The sequence below is a fragment of the Caldicellulosiruptoraceae bacterium PP1 genome (assembly GCA_041320695.1).
Lineage (GTDB): Bacteria > Bacillota > Thermoanaerobacteria > Caldicellulosiruptorales > Caldicellulosiruptoraceae > JBGGOQ01.
The window spans coordinates 182915-201383 of sequence record JBGGOQ010000003.1; the positions used below are offsets into that span (position 1 = coordinate 182915).

The window sequence follows — 18469 nt, forward strand, 5'->3', positions numbered from 1 at the left end:
CCGACTTATTCTAATTTAAATTCATCAACAGATTTGTTAAAATAAACATGATATTTTTTCTGTTGATACTCAACAATGAAATCTACATCAACTAAAATATTAATATTTATTCTATCCAAAATCTGGTCTTGGATCTCCTTAGCAATTTGTGGTATATATTTTAGTATATCTTTTTCATCGAGGCTTTTTACCTCGATTGGAAGTTTATTTTTATGTGGTTTTTCTATAGTTACTAATATAATTCCTGGTTCAAGCGGTTTTTCTGTAGGGTATAATAGATTCACTTTGTAAAAAGCATTGTCCATTTGAAATACCTCCTAAAAAAATACCTATTTTAATTTTACCAGATAAAGACTAATATTTAAACATTTTATTATAAAGGATGTGAAAATTTATGAGGTCATTTATAGGTGTTGATTTTCCAAAAAGTCTAAAAGAGCAAATTATTGAAGCACAAAATTGCTTAAAATCAATAAGTATTAAAGGAAGATGGAAGTATATTGATAATTTCCATCTTACGCTAAAGTTTTTAGGCGAAATTGAAATTGAAAGTATAAATAAAATTCATAATATACTTTCTGAAATACTTTTAAACACAAAAGGTTTTACACTTCAGATTGACTCATGTGCATATTTTAAAGGTAATGGAAATCTTCGAGTTGTATATCTAAAGCCAAGTAAGAACTTAGATAAACTTTTTGATTTATACAATAAAATAGAAAATGCTATGTATGAATTAGGTTTTGAAAAAGAAAAAAGACCATACACTCCACATATAACAATTGCTCAAGATGTTGTTTTAAAAGATGACTTCCAATTGTTTAGAAATTTTATTGAAAATAAGTTTTTTGAACAAATTGAGATAGATAAAATTATTCTATTTGATAGTAAAGAGGTGAACAAAAAGAGAATATATACACCTATTTTTACAATTAGTTTAGAGTAACGAAAGGAGAAAGAATATGCTTAAAGGAAAAAATATCAATAATCTTAAAATCAATGAGCAATTCAATTTACTATTTTTTATTATTGCAAATGCATTAATGGGAATTGCAGGAGGAATAAATGATTCTTCATTTAACAATTTTTTAGATCATACATACAAAATATCTGCTTTCATGAGAGGTTCTCTTGAATTTCCAAGAGAAATGCCTGGTTTCTTGCTTATTTTTATAACAGGCCTTCTTTTTTTCTTAGGTGACCTTAAAATAAGTATTTTAGCTACATTACTTTGTAGTATTAGTATGATAGGAATTGGTTTTTTTGCCCCATCGTATTTCTTTGTTGTTATATGGCTTGTACTTTACAATACTGGAACACACCTTAATATGATACTTACATCAAGTATTGGTATGAATCTTTCAAAAGATAATAGCTTTGGTAAAATTTTAGGTAAAATAGGATCAATATCAACAGCTGCAACAATTATTGGTTATCTAATTATATTTTTAGGTTTTAGATTTTTTGGTTTTACATATTCGTTATCATTTTTAATGGCATCAATCTTTTATTTTATAGCTGTAATTTTCCTATTCCCAATTGATTATAAAGCAAATGCAAAAGGCTTTAAGTTTGTTATAAAAAAAGAATACTGGCTTTACTATGTTTTGAGTATATTTTTTGGTGCACGAAAACAAATATTTATTACCTTTGCACCATGGGTTCTTATAAAGATATTTAAACAACCTGTTTCTAATTTTGCAATTGCAGGAATTATTTGTTCAATTTTAGGTGTTGGTTTTAGAAGTCTTCTCGGACATCTGATTGATAAACTTGGAGAAAAGAAAATATTAATGTTCGAAGCAATATCAATAATTGTTATTTGTTTTGGCTATTTCTTTACTGGTTTTATTGGCCATAAAAATATTGCTTTGATTTTAGCTTATAGTTGTTATATGATTGATAATCTTCTTATGGCTGCTTCAATGGCAAGATCTGTATACATAAAAAAGAGAATAAAAAATGAAGATGATCTAACCCCAACATTAGCTACAGGGACAAGTATGGATCATGCTGTATCTATGAGTCTTCCTATACTTGGTGGACTTATTTGGTCTATATTTGGATATTCCTATGTATTTTTATTGGCTGCTCTGTTAGCATTTATTAACTTAATGTTTGTTAGAAAAATTACACCAGTATGATATAATTTAGATTGAGGTGATTTTTATGCCACTTGAATATTTCCCAGAGGTTATTCAAGTTATTCCTACTGACAATTACAAAGTTTATGTTTATTTTGATGGTAAAATTAAATTATTTGATGTTTCATCTTTAATTGGCAAAGGGGAATTTAAAAGACTTATTGATAAAGATTTTTATTATAATAGATGCACTGTTTTAAATAAAACTTTAGCTTGGGATTTAAAGAGTAAAGGCTCAAAACCTTTACTCTTTTTTATCGAAAATACTTTGATTTTTCATAGCTTTATATCCTGAGTAATCACGTATTGCTTCTTGATTTGACTTAAGTTTTTTTATATTTCTTTTTAGTTCTTCATATTTTGAGTTAATAAGCATAGCATTTTTTTCATCAATCTCTTTGATTGTCTTAAGCTTTTCCATAATTGAAGAAGTAAAATTCTTTATCTTGATTATTTGTTCTTTATCAACATTTTTAAGTTCATCAAATGAGTTTATATTTTCATCTCTTTTTATTTTTTCAAATAGTTCAATAAATTTATCATCTACATTATTAACTTTATCAATTATTTGAGCCTTTTTCTCGGTTATTTCGGCTAAGAATTCATAGTTTTCATTTAAAATTGCTTCTTGTTGCAACATTGTAAGATTTAAAAACTCATCTAATAATATATTCTTTGCTTCAAGTAATTTTTTTAACCCCTCAATCTCATTTGGATTTACCATAAAATCGACATCCTTTATTTTTTATTTCTTGCTATCTTTATTGCCTCTGCCCATGTATCACGAAGGTCTTGAACAATACTTAAAGCATCTTCTAAAAATGATTTATCCTTTTTGATATTTCCTTGCACAAGCCACCTAAATATAAAATCATATAGGCTATATAGGTTATTAGAAACCTCGTAGTTCATATCTAATGTTGACATAAGTTCAGTTATTATGTTTTCAGCTTTTATGATATTTTCGTTAGCCTTATCAAACTTATTTTCTTCAATTGCTGCAATAGCTAATTTAATAAATCTTATACAACCATCATAAAGCATTAATGTTAATTCTTCAGGTGGTGTTGTCATTATTCTATCTTGCTGATATTTTAGTACAGCATCCATAAATATTTTTCCTCCCAAATTTAAAATGTTTATATTTATTCTAATTATTTAGAAAACTGTTGTGAAAGCCAGCTACTTTGGTTATTCATTTTTGAAATCATATCTTCTAATGTCGCAAACTGTTTATAATACCTATCTTGAACCCTTTGTAGTCTATCCTCTTCATCACTTATCATTTTATTTATATTCTTTAATGATTTCCCCAATTCACTTGTATCATAAATTGAATATGTTGTAGGCTTTCCTGCCTTTTGAGCTAATGAATTTAACGTATTATTTACTGTATCATATAGTCTGTTTAGAATGCCCTTTTGTTCATATGATGTAGAAGTTGTTCCATTTGTAAATATCTTAACAAAATTACTAAAGTCATTTGCTATTGCATTTCTTAGTTTAGTTTCATCAACATAAAGTTTACCATTTTCTTGATAAGATAATGTAGTAATACCTACCTGTGATAGCTGAGATAAATCAGAACTTAATCCAGATACATTTTCATAGATATTTTTTCGGGCATTACTCAAAAAGCCATTAATAATTGAATCTCCATTAAGTAAACCTTTTTTTGCTACTTCTTCCCATTTTGTTATCTGGTCTTGGGTCATTTGGGCTTTTTGATCTTCGGTTAATGGTTGATAGTCTCTATTTCTTTTCTCTGTAACTTTACTATTTAGCTTGCTAATAAGGTCATTATATTTTGAAACAAACTCTTTAACTTTATTTACAATAGAATCAATATCTTTACTCACAGTAAAGCTTTGATAACTTGAATTAGTATTTTTTGCTGTGATTGTAGTTCCAAACAAAGATATAGAGTTAGTTGCACTTGTAAGATTATTTTCAATATTATATGGATCTTTTACTGTAATTGATAAATCCTTACCATTTACGTTTTGGCTTGTAGCAACATTTGTAAAATCAAAACTTTGGATGTTTCCATTTATAGTTATTTTTTTATTTATCGAATCATAAGTTGCATTAAAACCAGATATGCCATTTATTACTCCAATAATAGCATTACCAAAATCATCAACTGAATTACCGCTATTAATAGTATAAGTTGATCCATTGAATGAAAAATTATAGTTAGTATTTGCAACAAACTTTGAATCTAATCCTATCAATGTTAATGAATTCAAATTATATATACTTCCAATGTTATCAATACCTTTAATAGCCAAACTTGTATTAGAACCAGTTGTTTTTGTTGAAATAATCATTCTATCGAGTGTACTATCGTAATATGCAGATATCCCTGCATTTGTAAGTGTTTGATTCGCATTTATTTGGCTTGCAATATAGCTTCCAAAATTACTTGATGTAATAGATGAATCAAGGGTTATACTAAAATCTTGCCCACCCACACTAAATTGATAGTTACCATTAGCTACATACTTAGAACTTACACTATTCAACATAACTTTTGCTGTTTCTGCAAGTGAATTTACCTTTACCTGATAAGTCCCTTCTAATGCAGTAGCTGATGCTGAAACACTTACAGTTCCATTTGTTATAGCATCACCAGACGCACTTATTTTTGCAAAGTTTGATGTTAGCTTCATGTCAAAGATATAGTTTTTGAAGTCAGATAAATCACTATAAATACTTAAATAATCTTCCTGCTGCCACTTTATTAATTGTTGTTGCTGGTAAAGCTTATTTACTTTGACCTTTTCCATACTCATAAGGCCTTGTATAATAGTGTCTGTATCTAATCCTGAAGCTAAACCACCTATTCGAGTTACATTTTTATATGCATTATAAGGATTATAAGAAGCACCGCTGCTACTACTTGTGGAGTTTATATTCATTTTATTCTCACCTCCATTTTTTATCTTCTTTCGTCAACAAATACCCCTGCAAGCTCCCAAAGTTTTGCTACCATATCAAGAATCTTTTCTGGAGGTATTTCACGTATTAACTTGTTTGTTTCTTTATCAAAAACCTTCACAACAATCTCATGTGTTTCTTTGTGGATAGAAAACTCAAGCCTTGTATATTTTGCTTCAAATGCCTTGTTTGCATGCTGTATAACCTCAAGTAATGCATCCTCGTCAATATTACTTTTTTTGTTCAGTTTATTGTTTTTATCCTCTTGCTCAAATGAAGGGTCATTCTTTTTAAAATCAGTTTTTTCAACAGCTTCATTTCTATTTACTATATTTGGATTTATATTTGAAATTGTATCTACAGAACCTATATTGTTAATACCCATAAATATGCCTCCAAAATCTTATATGCCTTTACTATTTATATCGTAAATTCACAAGAAAAATTTAGGTTAAAAAAATTAAAGAGGCTGTCTAAATTAATTTTCAGCCTCTATTAATATTATTGAGTTTAATTTGATTTAAATAAAAATCATCATCTTTTAGTTGTAATGGCATGACAGATACTACTATGTGTTTGTGTTTCAGCAATTCCTTTTCAATAAATAACCATGTGTGATTGTGTAAAAGCCTATGCCACCATCTTGTAACACCAAATTTAGGCAATATTACAGTAATCATATCGCCTTTTTGATAATTATATTCTTCTGATTTAATATATTCTAAAAGTGGATCAACAATCTTCCTATAAGGTGAATATTTTATAACCAATGGTATCCCACAATTCAAAGCTTCATATCTTTCTTTAACTTTCTTAGCCATTTCTTCATCAATTGAAACATTAAAAGCAATTACATTATTTGAAATTGTTTTTGCATATCTTAATGCTCTGATACTTGCCTTATTTACACTTTCGATTGGTACTATTACCCTATTTCTATATATTGCATGTTCTATATCAATATTAGGATATTCCTCAGGTTTTATTTTTAGCTGCATACCAACTGCAAGATAGTGTTTTTTTACTTTGCTCATTGCATAGATGAGTATTGGTATTACAAGAACAACAACCCATGCACCCTCATGGAATTTTGTAACTGAAATTATAACAACAACAATTGCTGTTGTTAAAGCACCAAAACCGTTAATAAATGCTTTTATTTGCCAATTATTTCCTTTAATCTTTAACCATCTTTTAAACATTCCGAACTGTGAAAGAGTAAATGATATAAAAACACCTACTGCGTATAAACCAATTAAAGCTGTTACCTTTGCCTTAAAAGCTACAATCAATAATATAGCTGCAAGTGATAAAACAATAATCCCATTAGAATAACTTAATTTATCGCCTCTCATACTTAGCTGTCTAGGTACATATTCCTCTTTTGCCATAACAGCTATTAGCATAGGAAATCCAGAAAAAGCAGTATTTGCAGCAAGAACAAGTATTATAAAAGTTGTTGCAGTAACAAAATAAAACATAAAGCTTTTCCCAAATATCTCTTGAGCCATTATTACAAGCATAGCTTTTTCGGTTGGTATTACATGATAAAAGTTGGCTAATATTGAGGTTCCACCAAAAAGGACAAAAATAATAAGCGATAGTAGAAGTAAAACAGTCTTAGCATGTTTTGTAGCAGGCTCTTTAAAATTCGGAACAGCATTACTCACAGCCTCAATACCAGTTAGTGCAGTACAACCGCTTGAAAAAGCCTTCAGTAGTAAAAACAATGTTATTGGCTCAAGTGCAGGTTGTATTTTAGGTTCTGGTGGAATATACCCTGATTTTAACTTCACAAATCCTGCAATTATCATTGAGATTATTGCAAACATAAAAGCATATGCAGGTATTCCAAAATATTTAGATGATTCTCTAATTCCTCTTAGATTACCTAACATTATTATAAGAACAATTAGAACACTTAATGAAACTTTAAATGCTTTAAGGTGTGGAAAAGCTGATGTAATCTGTTCAACACCTGAGGACACTGAAACAGCAACTGTTAATATATAATCAACAGAAAGTGCAGCTCCTGCAGTAATGCCTGCCCAAATTCCAATGTTGTCCTTTGCAACTACATAAGCACCTCCACCATTTGGATAACAGTCTATTGTTTGCCTATAAGAAAGCATCAAAATAAACAGTAAAACAATAATTGCAAATGAAACAACCATAACCTCTCTATAGGCTATTAACCCAACTAATGGAAGTAAAACAAGTAATACCTCTTGCCCCGCATAAGCAACAGACGAAATTGCATCGCTTGATAGAATAGGTAGTCCCCAAAAAACACCAAACTTCTCCTCATGCAATCTTTCATTCTCTAAAGGTTTACCAATTAATATTCTTTTTAATTTTTGTAACAAGCTTTCACCTTCCTAAGTATTATACTTTTCATATGATAAAATATAATTATACAACTATTTTGTTTATTTTCAATATAGGATTAAAAATAACCTATAGTATATTTATATAGCTTGTATATCATAATTAGTTATTTAAGATTTTTTTTATCTATTATTTATATAATATAATTGTTAATTTTATAAGGATTTCACAAGTTTTTAATGTATATATTTAAATTGACTTTATTTGATATCAAAGATAGAATTATTGCAAAAGACATATTTAGGACTTGGAGGTAATTTTATGACAGAGATCCTACTTTTCATTGTTATAGGTCTTGCTGCAGGAATTCTTAGTGGTATGTTCGGAATTGGTGGAGGTATTATTATCATCCCTGCCCTTGTTTACCTTTGTGGTTTTACACAAATTAAAGCACAAGGAACATCGCTTGCAATACTTCTCCCTCCTGTTGGTATATTTGCATTTTATGAATACTATAAACATGGAAATGTAAATTTGAAGGCATCTATATTTATAATTATATTCTTAGTTATTGGTTCTATTTTTGGTGCAAGGATTGCAAATAATATACCTGTATCTATTCTCAAAAAAGGCTTTGCACTACTACTTGCATTTGTTTCAATAAAGATGTTTTTTTCAAAATAATTATCATTGATTTTTTTGTAAGTTGTGATAAAATTAAAAATATATAGATAGGTGATGGAGTTCACCTTTAATTGCTTTAATGCTAATGACTCCTACAAATAACAATGATGTTATTTGTAGGAGTTTTTTGCTTATATAGAGGGTGTTATTATTAATAAAAGTATTATTTATTTTGAATTAATTTCTAATACATTCTATAAATGTCTATAATTTGCTAAAAACTGTTTATGATATACAAATACAAAAGATCACTAATATTCAAAAAAACCTGAAAGAAATAAAAAGAAAATCAGATTACAGATTTTCTAATGAGCCTTTATCTTTAGATGAAAAAGTAGCTTGGATAACAGCTGTAAAACTTTTTGTAGGGCATTTAGGAATAAAATAGATTTATACAGGAGGATTTGATTATGAGAAAATATATATTTATTGGAATAGGCGGGGCATCGGGCTCAATTACAAGAGCCTTTTTAGAGAGTATTCATATATATAATTATAAAGAAAATATCCCTCTAAATACACTTCTTATAAATTTAACTGGTAGTTTTCTATTATCACTTATTCTTACTATTGCATTAGAGATTTGGGCTATTGATGCTGATATAAGAATAGGCATAACAACAGGTTTTATTGGTTCTTATACAACATTTTCAACTTTGTGTAAAGAAACATTTAAGTTATTAGAAGTAGGTGATTACTTCTCTGCACTAAACTATTTAACAATATCAACAGTTTTAGGTCTTATTTTGTCATATTATGGCATTGTTGTTGCTCGAGAGGTAATAGCAAAAAGGGTTGGTTCAAATAACAACAATAATGATGACACAGAAAATATAACTGATTTAAATTATAACAGCGAGGTTGATTAAAATGCACTATCTTCTTGTTGGCTTAGGTGGAATTGTAGGAAGTATAACAAGGTTTGCTCTTGGTAAGTTTATCTCAGAGAAAAATAGTTCTGATTTTCCTATTGCAACTCTATTAATTAATATATCAGGAGCTTTTTTATTAGGCCTTGTAAATGGGATAGGTGTAAAAGATAAATTATATCTTCTTTTAGCAGATGGTTTTTTGGGAGCTTATACGACATTTTCAACTTTTATGTATGAGGGTATATTTCTTTTAGAAGAGGATGAAAAGATGCCTGCTTTTAGGTATATATTAGGAACAATATTTTTTGGTATAATTGGTTTTGTAGTAGGTTATATTTTAGGTAAATTTATTAGATAAAGTTTTTTGGGAGGCATTTATATGGATTTAGAAAAGAATTGTAAGATTCTAAAAATATACGTAAGTGAAGACTCAAAATATAAAGGACATAGCCTATATCATGCAATTATTCTAAAGCTTAGAGAATTAGGTATAGCAGGTGCTACTGTAATTAGAGGTATTGAAGGTTTTGGACAAGATAAAAGACTTCATACAGCAAGGATTGTTGATGCCTCACTGTCACTTCCTGTTGTAATCGAAGCTATTGATAATGCAGATAAAATTGATGCTGTAATTCCACATATAAAAGCTATGTTAAATGAAGGGCTTATGATAACTGCTGATATAAATGTTATTAAATATGGAAAATAAACTATCTTAACCATGCCGGTATATAACCGTCTTTTTTTTGTATATACCCATTTTAAAAATTAATTTGACATATTTCTATTAATACTTTAGAATTTTAAATAAAAAATAAGATTAGGAGAGATTAGAAAGATGAGCACAAGAAAGAAAGTTCCTTTTAAGACATTTCTTAGCGAAGATGAGCTTCCAAGGTATTGGTATAATATTTCGGCCGATTTGAGTTCCCCTCTTATGCCACCTTTAGACCCTCAAACAAAAAAGCCTTTAAATCCAGATAACCTAAAAGCAATATTTGCTGATGAACTTATCAAGCAAGAAATTTCTCAAGAAAGATTTATTGAAATCCCAGATGAGGTTTTTGAATTTTATAAGCAATACCGTTCAACCCCACTTATTCGAGCATATAATCTTGAGAAGTTATTAAATACTCCTGCAAGAATTTATTATAAATATGAGGGTGCAACACCATCTGGAAGCCATAAGCTAAATACTGCTATCCCACAAGCGTACTACAACAAAAAACAAGGTATCAAAAGACTTGCAACCGAAACTGGTGCAGGACAATGGGGGTCTGCATTATCAATTGCTTGTAACTTCTTTGGACTTGAATGTACTGTATATATGGTAAAAGTAAGTTATAATCAAAAGCCTTATAGAAAGATACTTATGGAGACATTTGGTGCTAAAGTCATACCAAGCCCAAGTAATTTAACACAGTCAGGAAGAAGTATACTTGAAAAAGAACCAAATTCGCCTGGAAGTTTAGGTATTGCAATAAGTGAAGCTGTTGAAGATGCTGCAACTCATGACGATACAAACTATACACTTGGTAGTGTTTTAAATCATGTAATTTTACATCAAACAGTTATTGGTGAAGAGGCTAAACTTCAAATGGAAAAGATTGACGAATATCCAGATATCGTTATTGGTTGTTGTGGTGGTGGAAGTAACTTTGCAGGTATTAGCTTCCCATTCTTAAGAGATAAGTTAACTCAAGGCAAAAATATAAGAGCAATTGCGGTAGAACCAACTGCTTGCCCAACACTTACAAAGGGTAAATTTACCTATGATTTTGGAGATGTTGCTGGTTTTACACCACTTATGATGATGTATACAGTTGGAAATAAGTTTGTTCCTCCAAGTATACATGCAGGTGGTCTTAGATACCATGGTGATTCTCCACTTGTAAGTAAATTATATAATGATGGCATAATCGAAGCAAAGGCTTATACACAAAATGAGGTATTCAGTGCTGCAGTTATGTTTGCAAAATCTGAAGGTATTATCCCAGCTCCAGAGTCTTCACATGCTATCAAGGCGGCAATTGATGAGGCAATACTTGCAAGAGAAGAAGGAAAAGAAAAGACAATTCTATTTGCTTTAAGTGGACATGGTCATTTTGATTTAGCTGCATATGATGATTTTTTAAATGGAAGACTTGAGGACATTGAAATAGATGATAAACTAATTGATAACTCATTAAAGCAACTACCATGCATTGAGGATTAAACTCTTTTAAATGGCAATAAGAGAATTTTTTATAAATAGGAATAAAGGCCTTCTTAGTTGGAAGTATTAATATATTTATTTCTATATAAGGGGGATTTTATTCCTATTTTTTATTTTGATTTCTTTCACATTATCAGTTATATAATAAAATATTTACACGTGTTATTTACACATGATATAATATTAATGTAAGGGGAGGGTTGAGGTGAAACCTAAAGATCTAATAAAAGAACTTGAAAAAGATGGTTGGTTTGAAGTAAGACAAAAAGGTTCTCATAAACAATTTAAACATATAAATAAAAAAGGTACAGTAACTGTCCCTTTCCATAATAAAGATCTTGACCCAAAGACACTAAATAGTATTCTTAAACAGGCAGGGTTAAAAAAATGACTTGTTGCTTAAGTAATTTATATAAATTTTATATTATCAATGAGAGGAGGGCTTATTATGCAAGATAAATATATTTTCCCAGCAATTTTTGAACCTGGAGAAAATGGTGGTTACTTTATCACTTTTCCTGACTTACCTGGCTGTATTACAGAAGGTAAAACGCTTGAAGAAGCTTTATATATGGCTAAAGATGCTTTGGAACTTCATATATATGGTTTAGAAGAAGATGAAGAGGAAATTCCTTCTCCTACACCTCCTGAAAAAATCAATGTTCCGAAAGGTTCTTTTATTGTGCCAATCGTTGTATATATGCCACCAATAAGGGAAGAAATGGCTAACAAAAGTGTCAATAAAACAGTTACCCTCCCAAGGTGGTTAAACAAAGCTGCAGAAGAGGCTAATATAAACTTTTCTCAGTTATTACAACAAGCCATAAAGGCTCAACTTGGTATTAAAAACCACAGTTTATAATTGAGGGGTATTTTCCCCTCAATATTTTTTTAACTGCTTATTTATACTTTTTTCTCTGCTTTTCTTTTTTTTATTTTCTCAATTTTAAGCATTTATTATTTCAATTTAAAATTGCAATTTAGAATATATATTTATTTTAATTTTATACTTGATGCTTTTTTTATAATTTATTACCATAAAAAATAATAAATAGTTTTGGAGGGAATATCTGATGAAAAAAGCATATTTCTTTGTTATTATTCTTATTTTAGGAATAGTTCTTTTATTTCCTACTATTCCTGTAAAAGCAGATATATATTCATCTAAAAACGAAACTACTGCTGTAGTATGGCTTGTAAGAGCTGGTAATATAGCAGCTCCAGTTACACAATCAGTGGATAACAGAGTGGGCTTTTGGTTCAATCAGATATCTTCGACAGAGCGTTATGTAACAAAATTAGATCTTTGTATTACTGCTTATGAGGCAAGAGGTCTATATCTTGGAACCGGGTTTTCTGAAAGGGCTGAATTGCTAAATTTGAGTTGTTATCGCAATGGAAGTCTTATAAATAGCTTTTCAGGCTATCAACTAACATATCCAACAATAATCGATTCACCTTCTGACCTAGTTCGATATGGCTATAGGAGTTGTAACTATCTTTATAACCCTCTTGTTGACAGTTGGAATGTAAGAGGAGAAACTATTCTTTATTTTGACGCAGCTATAAACAGTTGGCAGAGATTTAGTATTTATTATTAAGAAAGAAGGTGAGCAATATGAAAAGAAAAGTTTATTATGGAATTTTAATTTTAATTATAATAATAGTTATAACAGGTGGAATTTTATTTAAGAAAAATATTCTTTCGGCTGAAGATTCAATGAGTAATTTGATAAATAAAACATTAAATATTGATAAGAATAGCAGCAATGATGTTGTTTCGACTGTTGAAGGACAGCCAATATACAAAAAAGACCTTGAAATAGCAGAATTGTTTGATAAGACAAGAGTTGAAAATCAAAATAAATTCATTGAACTCAATAGTGAAGTGAAAATATCCCCTGCTCGACAAAAAACAAGAAAAGAACTTTTGGATGAACTTATAGAAAGAAAAGCAATAATGGAAGTAGCTAAAAAAGAAGGATATATAGTAACAAAAAAAGAAGCTGAAAATTACTATAACAATATTCAAAATACCATAAATGATATTTTAAATGGGAAAATAAAAGGAAATGTAGAAGATGCTAAAAAAGCCAAAGAATTATTAGATTTATATAAATCAAATCTTTCTGAGGATGAATTTAAAGAAAAGATTATAGGTGCATATCAAGAAATACTGACAATAAGTAAATATTTTAAAGCAAAAACTGATGAATATATTAAATCACATCCGAACGCAACAAACGATGAAATAAACCAATTTGTAGATAGTCTTAAGAAAAATATCAAATCAAGTACCAGAATTGAAGTAAAAGACCCTGAGTTACAATAAAAATGTAAACTGTATTATTTCAAAAATAAGATTTGAAATTGGGTATGTATACAATTTTGTGTAATTCAAATTAAGCAATTAATTTTTCTATGTTTTTTTTAAAAAGCCATAAAGGCTAAGCTTAGCATAAGAAACTATAGAAAACAAAGAGGGTGTTTCAAAAAATCAAACACCCTCTTATATTTTACATATTGATTGTCCCTTTTTATTCTTCAGATATCTTATAAAGCATCTTGTTTATCGCATTTACATATGCCTTTGCACTTGCTTCTAAAATATCAGTTGAAACGCCTCTGCCCAAAAAGGCTTTGCCATCTTTTCGTATTCTTACTGTAACCTCACCAAGTGCATCTTTTCCTTGTGTTACTGCCTTAATGCTGTAGTCGTCAAGTTCTACCTGAATATTTGTTATTCTATCAATTGCTTTGAAAATTGCATCAACAGGGCCATCTCCAGTTGAAGCTTCTTCAAATTCTTCATCACCTGATTTTATTTTCACACTTGCAGTTGAAATTAAGCTATTTCCACTTATTATCTGGAATTTTATAAGCTCATAAGCCTCTTTGATTTCAAGTGATTTTTGCTCTAAAAGTGCTTCAATATCTCTATCCAAAACAACCTTCTTTTTGTCGGCTAAAACTTTAAACTTTTCAAAAGCAGCATCAATTTCTTCTCTTGAAAGCTCTGTAAATCCGAGTTCTTTAAGTCTTTCTTCAAAAGCATGTCTTCCAGAATGTTTACCAAGAACCATTTTATTCTTTGGTAGTCCTATCATTACAGGATCAATTATCTCATATGTTGTTCTTTCGGATAGTACTCCATGCTGATGAATACCCGACTCATGAGCAAAGGCATTAGAGCCAACAATTGCTTTATTAGGTTGCACAAATACACCTGTTAGGTTACTTACAAGTTTACTTGCTCTATATATCTGTGTTGTATCTATACCAACATCAAGATTATAGTAATCTTTTCGAGTTAAAAGCCCCATAACAATCTCTTCCATAGCTGCATTTCCAGCTCTTTCACCAAGTCCATTTATAGTGCATTCAAGCTGGATTACACCCTCTTCTGCAGCAGCAAGGGTATTTGCAACAGCAAGCCCCAAATCGTTATGGCAGTGAACAGATAGCTCTACCTTATCAATATCAGGTACACCTTGCTTGATAGCTCTAATTATCTTTTTCATTTCTGAAGGTGTTGTATATCCTACTGTATCTGGGATATTTATAACTGTTGCACCAGCTTTAATAACTGCATCAATTACCTTTATCATAAAATCAATTCTTGTTCTTGTTGCATCTTCGCATGAAAACTCAATGTCATTTACATACTTCTTAGCATACTTTACCATTGCAACAGCTCTTTCTAAAACCTCATCTTCTGTCATTTTAAGCTTATACTTCATGTGGATATCGCTTGTTGCAATGAAGGTATGAATTCTTGGACTTTGGGCATTTTTCAAAGCCTCATAGGCTCTGTCAATATCCTTTTCAATAGCTCGTGCAAGTGATGCAACAGTACAATCCTTAATATTTTCTGATATTGTTTTAACAGCCTCAAAATCCCCAGGTGAAGCAATTGCAAACCCAGCTTCAATAACATCAACCTTAAGTTTCTCAAGCTGTTTTGCTATTTGAATCTTTTCGTTAACATTAAGGCTTACACCAGGTGTTTGCTCACCATCACGAAGGGTTGTATCAAATATCTTAATTCTTTTTTGACTCATATTTAACCACCTTACTCTTTAATAGGTTTTATCCAAGGCATCATCTTTCTTAATTCTTTACCAACCTGCTCTATTAAAAGGTTTTGCTCTCTCTTTCTTATTGCATTAAATTCCGGTCTTCCAGCCATATTTTCAAGTATCCATTTTTTAGCAAATGTGCCATTTTGAATCTCTTCAAGTACCTTTTTCATCTCTTTTCTTGTTTCTTCAGTAATAATTCTCTTTCCTGTCATGTAGTCGCCATATTCAGCAGTATCTGAAATTGAATATCTCATTAAGGATAATCCACCTTGCCAAATTAAATCAACAATTAGCTTCATCTCATGTAAACATTCAAAATATGCAATCTCTGGTTGATATCCAGCTGCAACAAGTGTTTCAAAACCTGCTTTAATAAGCTCTGTAACACCACCGCAAAGAACTGCTTGTTCACCAAATAGGTCTGTTTCTGTTTCTTCTTTAAATGTAGTAAGTATTACTCCACCTCTTGAAGCACCAATTCCTTTAGCATATGCTAATGCCTTATCTAAAGCTTTACCTGAATAGTCTTGGTGAACTGCAACAATTGCAGGAACACCTTTTCCTTCTTCATATTGACTTCTAACTGTGTGTCCTGGCCCTTTTGGTGCAATCATTATTACATCAACAAATGGTGGTGGAACAATCTGTCCAAAATGAATATTAAAACCATGTGCAAAAGCAAGTGCCTTACCTTCTGTGAGATTTGGCTCTATACTTTCTTTATATAGTTTTGGTTGCTTTTCATCATTTACAAGTATCATAATTATATCTGCCATTTTAACTGCTTCTGCTGCTGTTGTAACCTTAAGGCCATGAGCTTCTGCTTTTGCCCATGATTTACTACCTTCATACAAACCTACAACAACATTTACACCAGAATCCTTTAAGTTTAGTGCATGTGCATGTCCCTGGCTTCCAAAACCAATTACCGCAACTGTCTTATCCTTTAATAAATCAAGATTACAATCAGAATCATAAAAAATCTTTGCCATATTATTCGTCCTCCTCTATTTTACTATTTTTTGTTATTACTTTATTTCCTCTTTCAATGGCAATTATGCCAGTTTGAACAACCTCTTTTATACCATACTGCCTTACAAGCTCCATAAAAGCACTTATTTTATCTTCATCGCCTGATATCTCAATAGTAAGCGTTTCTTTTGAGACATCAACAATGTTTGCTCTAAAAATTTCGGTAATCTGGATTATCTCTGAACGGGTTTGTGAATTAGCACTAACTTTAATTAAGGCTAACTCTCTTTCAACAGCTTCTTTTGGATTTAATTTTTTAATCTTAATTACATCTATAAGCTTATTAAGTTGCTTTGTTACCTGCTCAACAATATAATCATCACCATTTACAACAATGGTCATACGGGATATATTAGGGTCATCAGTAACGCCTACCGCAAGGCTATCAATATTAAATCCTCTTCTTGAAAAAAGCCCTGCTACTCTTGAAAGTACACCAGGATGATTTTCTACTAATACCGATAAAGTGTATTTCACAACAAAATCACCAACCTTTCTATAATAATCATGTTATTGTAGGCTCATCTGGTTTTGTTACAACTTCTAACAAAAATGGCTTTTTAGAGTTTTTCATTATTGATATAGCTTCAGACAGTTTATCTTTATTATCAAGCTTTAGATATTCAAGACTATAAGCCTTTGCTAAAAGTTCAAAATCTGGATTTCCATCAAGGCATGTTGCAATAAATCTTGATGAACATCTTTTCTTTTGTATCTCATAAACCATTCCAAGCCTTGAATTATTAAAAAGAACAATTTTTATTGGTATCATCTCACGTTTTATTGTTGCTAACTCTTGCATTAGCATTTGAAAGCTACCATCGCCTGTTATAACTATAACCTCTTCATCTGGATTTGCAAACTTTGCACCAATTGCTGCAGGAACCCCATATCCCATAGTACCGAGTCCTCCAGATGAAATAAAAGTTCTTGGTTTTTTAATAAGTGTATTGTGTGCAGCCCATATCTGATGCTGTCCTACATCAGTTGTTATTATATATTCACCTTTGTAAATATTTGATATTTCTTTTAATACCTCAAATGGCCTTAAGTAATCAATGTTAGATACACTCTTATTTGTATTTTCATCAATTATTTCTTGTGCCCAGCATAAGTCTTTTTCTGTTATTCTATTTAAAATCTCTCCAAGAATATATTTTGCATCACCAACAATTGGTACATCTGTTCCAACATTTTTGCCAATTTCGGCTGGATCTATATCAATGTGAATTATCTTCATTTTTTCTGTGATTTTTGTGTCACCTAAAGCCCTGTCGCCAAGCCTCGCTCCAACAACAATTAAAAGTTCAGCTTCTCTTAACGCTATATTAGCCTTTTTTTGTCCATGAGAACCAATCATTCCTAAATAAAATGGATGGTCTGTAGGAATTGAGCCAATTCCCATTAATGTAGATATCAATGGTATTTTATGTTTCTCTATTAGTTTTTTTAGATTATCAGAAGCATTTGATGAAATAACGCCACCACCAGCACAGATTAATGGCTTTTTTGCAGTTTCAATAAGATCAATTGCTTTTTTGATTTGTAAAGGATGCCCTTTTATTGTTGGTTTATAACCTTTTATGTCAATTGATATACTTTGAGGGTACTCAATCTCTTGTTGTTGAATGTCAAAAGGTATATCAATAAGCACAGGCCCTTTTCTACCAGTTGAAGCAATATAAAAAGCCTTTTTTATTATTTCAACTATTTTTTTAGGGTCTTTAACTAAAAAATTATGTTTGCAAAAAGGTGCTGTCGCTCCAGTAATATCAACCTCTTGAAATACATCTCTTCCAATAAGGCTTGACATTACCTGACCTGTTATTGCAACAATTGGGACAGAATCCATATATGCAGTTGCAATGCCTGTAATAAGATTTGTTGCCCCTGGCCCTGATGTTGCAACACAAACACCTACTTTATCTTTAGAACGTGCATAACCACTTGCTTCATGAACAGCTGCTTGTTCATTTCGAACAAGAATATGTTTTATATCAGAGTTGTAAAGAGCATCATAGAAAGGATAAATAGCTGCTCCGGGTATACCAAATATATATTCAACGCCTTCTTCTTGTAATGCTTTTACCATTGCCTGTGCTACCGTAATCTTCCCCATATTCCTCACCCTCAATATAATGAAATGTCCGCCTGATATAAATTTCAGGTCGG

The 18469-nt window shown here is 30.6% G+C and carries 23 protein-coding genes and 1 riboswitch; of the genes, 13 read left to right on the plus strand and 10 right to left on the minus strand.

Annotation, left to right across the window (positions count from 1 at the left end; all coding sequences use genetic code 11):
• Positions 1-5: 5 nt before the first annotated feature.
• Positions 6-305: a hypothetical protein gene (locus ACAG39_06765; GenBank protein MEZ0536940.1), complete on the minus strand. Its 300-nt coding sequence runs from the start codon at positions 303-305 to the stop codon at positions 6-8.
• An 89-nt stretch (positions 306-394) separates the two neighbouring features.
• Between ACAG39_06765 and thpR the strand changes: the two genes are divergently transcribed.
• From thpR to ACAG39_06780, 3 genes are read left to right on the plus strand one after another with little or no spacing between them, the layout of a single operon-like run.
• Positions 395-946 carry an RNA 2',3'-cyclic phosphodiesterase gene (gene thpR, locus ACAG39_06770; protein MEZ0536941.1) on the plus strand — a complete coding sequence of 184 codons (552 nt, stop codon included), beginning with the start codon at positions 395-397 and terminating at the stop codon, positions 944-946.
• Between the two features lie 16 nt (positions 947-962).
• A complete protein-coding gene (locus ACAG39_06775) occupies positions 963-2144 on the plus strand; it encodes an MFS transporter (GenBank protein ID MEZ0536942.1) in 1182 nt (393 codons plus the stop codon).
• Between the two features lie 25 nt (positions 2145-2169).
• Positions 2170-2439 (plus strand): DUF2442 domain-containing protein, encoded by a 270-nt coding sequence (locus ACAG39_06780; GenBank protein ID MEZ0536943.1) that lies wholly within the window; start codon positions 2170-2172, stop codon positions 2437-2439.
• Here the strand turns inward: ACAG39_06780 and ACAG39_06785 are convergent.
• The 5 genes from ACAG39_06785 to ACAG39_06805 form a co-directional block, all read right to left on the minus strand.
• Positions 2389-2868, minus strand: coding sequence for a flagellar protein FlgN (locus ACAG39_06785; GenBank protein ID MEZ0536944.1), 480 nt, complete (start codon positions 2866-2868; stop codon positions 2389-2391). The two genes, ACAG39_06780 and ACAG39_06785, sit on opposite strands and share 51 nt — an antisense overlap.
• Positions 2869-2882: 14 nt before the next feature.
• The gene (fliS, locus tag ACAG39_06790; protein MEZ0536945.1) at positions 2883-3254 is read right to left on the minus strand and encodes a flagellar export chaperone FliS; all 372 of its coding nucleotides are present in this window, start codon (positions 3252-3254) and stop codon (positions 2883-2885) included.
• Between the two features lie 44 nt (positions 3255-3298).
• Complete coding sequence (gene fliD, locus ACAG39_06795; protein MEZ0536946.1) at positions 3299-5065, minus strand: flagellar filament capping protein FliD; 1767 nt, start codon at positions 5063-5065, stop codon at positions 3299-3301.
• 20 nt (positions 5066-5085) lie between these two features.
• Positions 5086-5469, minus strand: coding sequence for a flagellar protein FlaG (locus ACAG39_06800; GenBank protein MEZ0536947.1), 384 nt, complete (start codon positions 5467-5469; stop codon positions 5086-5088).
• A gap of 100 nt (positions 5470-5569) precedes the next feature.
• The gene (locus tag ACAG39_06805; protein ID MEZ0536948.1) at positions 5570-7450 is read right to left on the minus strand and encodes an APC family permease; all 1881 of its coding nucleotides are present in this window, start codon (positions 7448-7450) and stop codon (positions 5570-5572) included.
• Positions 7451-7733: 283 nt separating this feature from the next.
• Here ACAG39_06805 and ACAG39_06810 point away from each other — a divergent pair, with 283 nt between their 5' ends.
• From ACAG39_06810 to ACAG39_06855, 10 genes are all read left to right on the plus strand, one after another.
• The gene (locus ACAG39_06810; GenBank protein ID MEZ0536949.1) at positions 7734-8096 is read left to right on the plus strand and encodes a sulfite exporter TauE/SafE family protein; all 363 of its coding nucleotides are present in this window, start codon (positions 7734-7736) and stop codon (positions 8094-8096) included.
• A gap of 41 nt (positions 8097-8137) precedes the next feature.
• Positions 8138-8198: riboswitch (Fluoride riboswitch) on the plus strand.
• A gap of 109 nt (positions 8199-8307) precedes the next feature.
• Positions 8308-8484, plus strand: coding sequence for a hypothetical protein (locus ACAG39_06815; GenBank protein ID MEZ0536950.1), 177 nt, complete (start codon positions 8308-8310; stop codon positions 8482-8484).
• A gap of 22 nt (positions 8485-8506) precedes the next feature.
• Complete coding sequence (gene crcB / locus ACAG39_06820) at positions 8507-8965, plus strand: fluoride efflux transporter CrcB (protein MEZ0536951.1); 459 nt, start codon at positions 8507-8509, stop codon at positions 8963-8965.
• 1 nt (position 8966) lies between these two features.
• The gene (gene crcB, locus ACAG39_06825) at positions 8967-9326 is read left to right on the plus strand and encodes a fluoride efflux transporter CrcB (GenBank protein ID MEZ0536952.1); all 360 of its coding nucleotides are present in this window, start codon (positions 8967-8969) and stop codon (positions 9324-9326) included.
• A gap of 21 nt (positions 9327-9347) precedes the next feature.
• Positions 9348-9677: a DUF190 domain-containing protein gene (locus ACAG39_06830; GenBank protein MEZ0536953.1), complete on the plus strand. Its 330-nt coding sequence runs from the start codon at positions 9348-9350 to the stop codon at positions 9675-9677.
• Between the two features lie 129 nt (positions 9678-9806).
• Positions 9807-11183 (plus strand): TrpB-like pyridoxal phosphate-dependent enzyme, encoded by a 1377-nt coding sequence (locus ACAG39_06835; GenBank protein ID MEZ0536954.1) that lies wholly within the window; start codon positions 9807-9809, stop codon positions 11181-11183.
• A gap of 205 nt (positions 11184-11388) precedes the next feature.
• Positions 11389-11574, plus strand: coding sequence for a type II toxin-antitoxin system HicA family toxin (locus ACAG39_06840; GenBank protein ID MEZ0536955.1), 186 nt, complete (start codon positions 11389-11391; stop codon positions 11572-11574).
• A gap of 57 nt (positions 11575-11631) precedes the next feature.
• A complete protein-coding gene (locus tag ACAG39_06845) occupies positions 11632-12045 on the plus strand; it encodes a type II toxin-antitoxin system HicB family antitoxin (protein ID MEZ0536956.1) in 414 nt (137 codons plus the stop codon).
• A 211-nt stretch (positions 12046-12256) separates the two neighbouring features.
• Positions 12257-12784 (plus strand): hypothetical protein, encoded by a 528-nt coding sequence (locus ACAG39_06850; protein ID MEZ0536957.1) that lies wholly within the window; start codon positions 12257-12259, stop codon positions 12782-12784.
• A gap of 17 nt (positions 12785-12801) precedes the next feature.
• Positions 12802-13515 carry a hypothetical protein gene (locus ACAG39_06855; GenBank protein MEZ0536958.1) on the plus strand — a complete coding sequence of 238 codons (714 nt, stop codon included), beginning with the start codon at positions 12802-12804 and terminating at the stop codon, positions 13513-13515.
• Positions 13516-13720: 205 nt separating this feature from the next.
• Here ACAG39_06855 and ACAG39_06860 read toward each other — a convergent pair whose 3' ends face one another.
• Genes ACAG39_06860 through ilvB form a run of 4 tightly spaced genes read right to left on the minus strand, consistent with a single transcriptional unit; the run spans position 13721 to position 18416 of the window.
• On the minus strand, positions 13721-15244 hold the full coding sequence (locus ACAG39_06860) for a 2-isopropylmalate synthase (GenBank protein ID MEZ0536959.1): 1524 nt from the start codon (positions 15242-15244) through the stop codon (positions 13721-13723).
• 11 nt (positions 15245-15255) lie between these two features.
• On the minus strand, positions 15256-16257 hold the full coding sequence (gene ilvC, locus ACAG39_06865) for a ketol-acid reductoisomerase (protein MEZ0536960.1): 1002 nt from the start codon (positions 16255-16257) through the stop codon (positions 15256-15258).
• 1 nt (position 16258) lies between these two features.
• On the minus strand, positions 16259-16774 hold the full coding sequence (gene ilvN / locus ACAG39_06870; GenBank protein MEZ0536961.1) for an acetolactate synthase small subunit: 516 nt from the start codon (positions 16772-16774) through the stop codon (positions 16259-16261).
• A gap of 28 nt (positions 16775-16802) precedes the next feature.
• Positions 16803-18416, minus strand: a complete 1614-nt coding sequence (ilvB, locus tag ACAG39_06875) for a biosynthetic-type acetolactate synthase large subunit (protein MEZ0536962.1) — start codon at positions 18414-18416, stop codon at positions 16803-16805.
• Between the last annotated feature and the right edge of the window lie 53 nt (positions 18417-18469).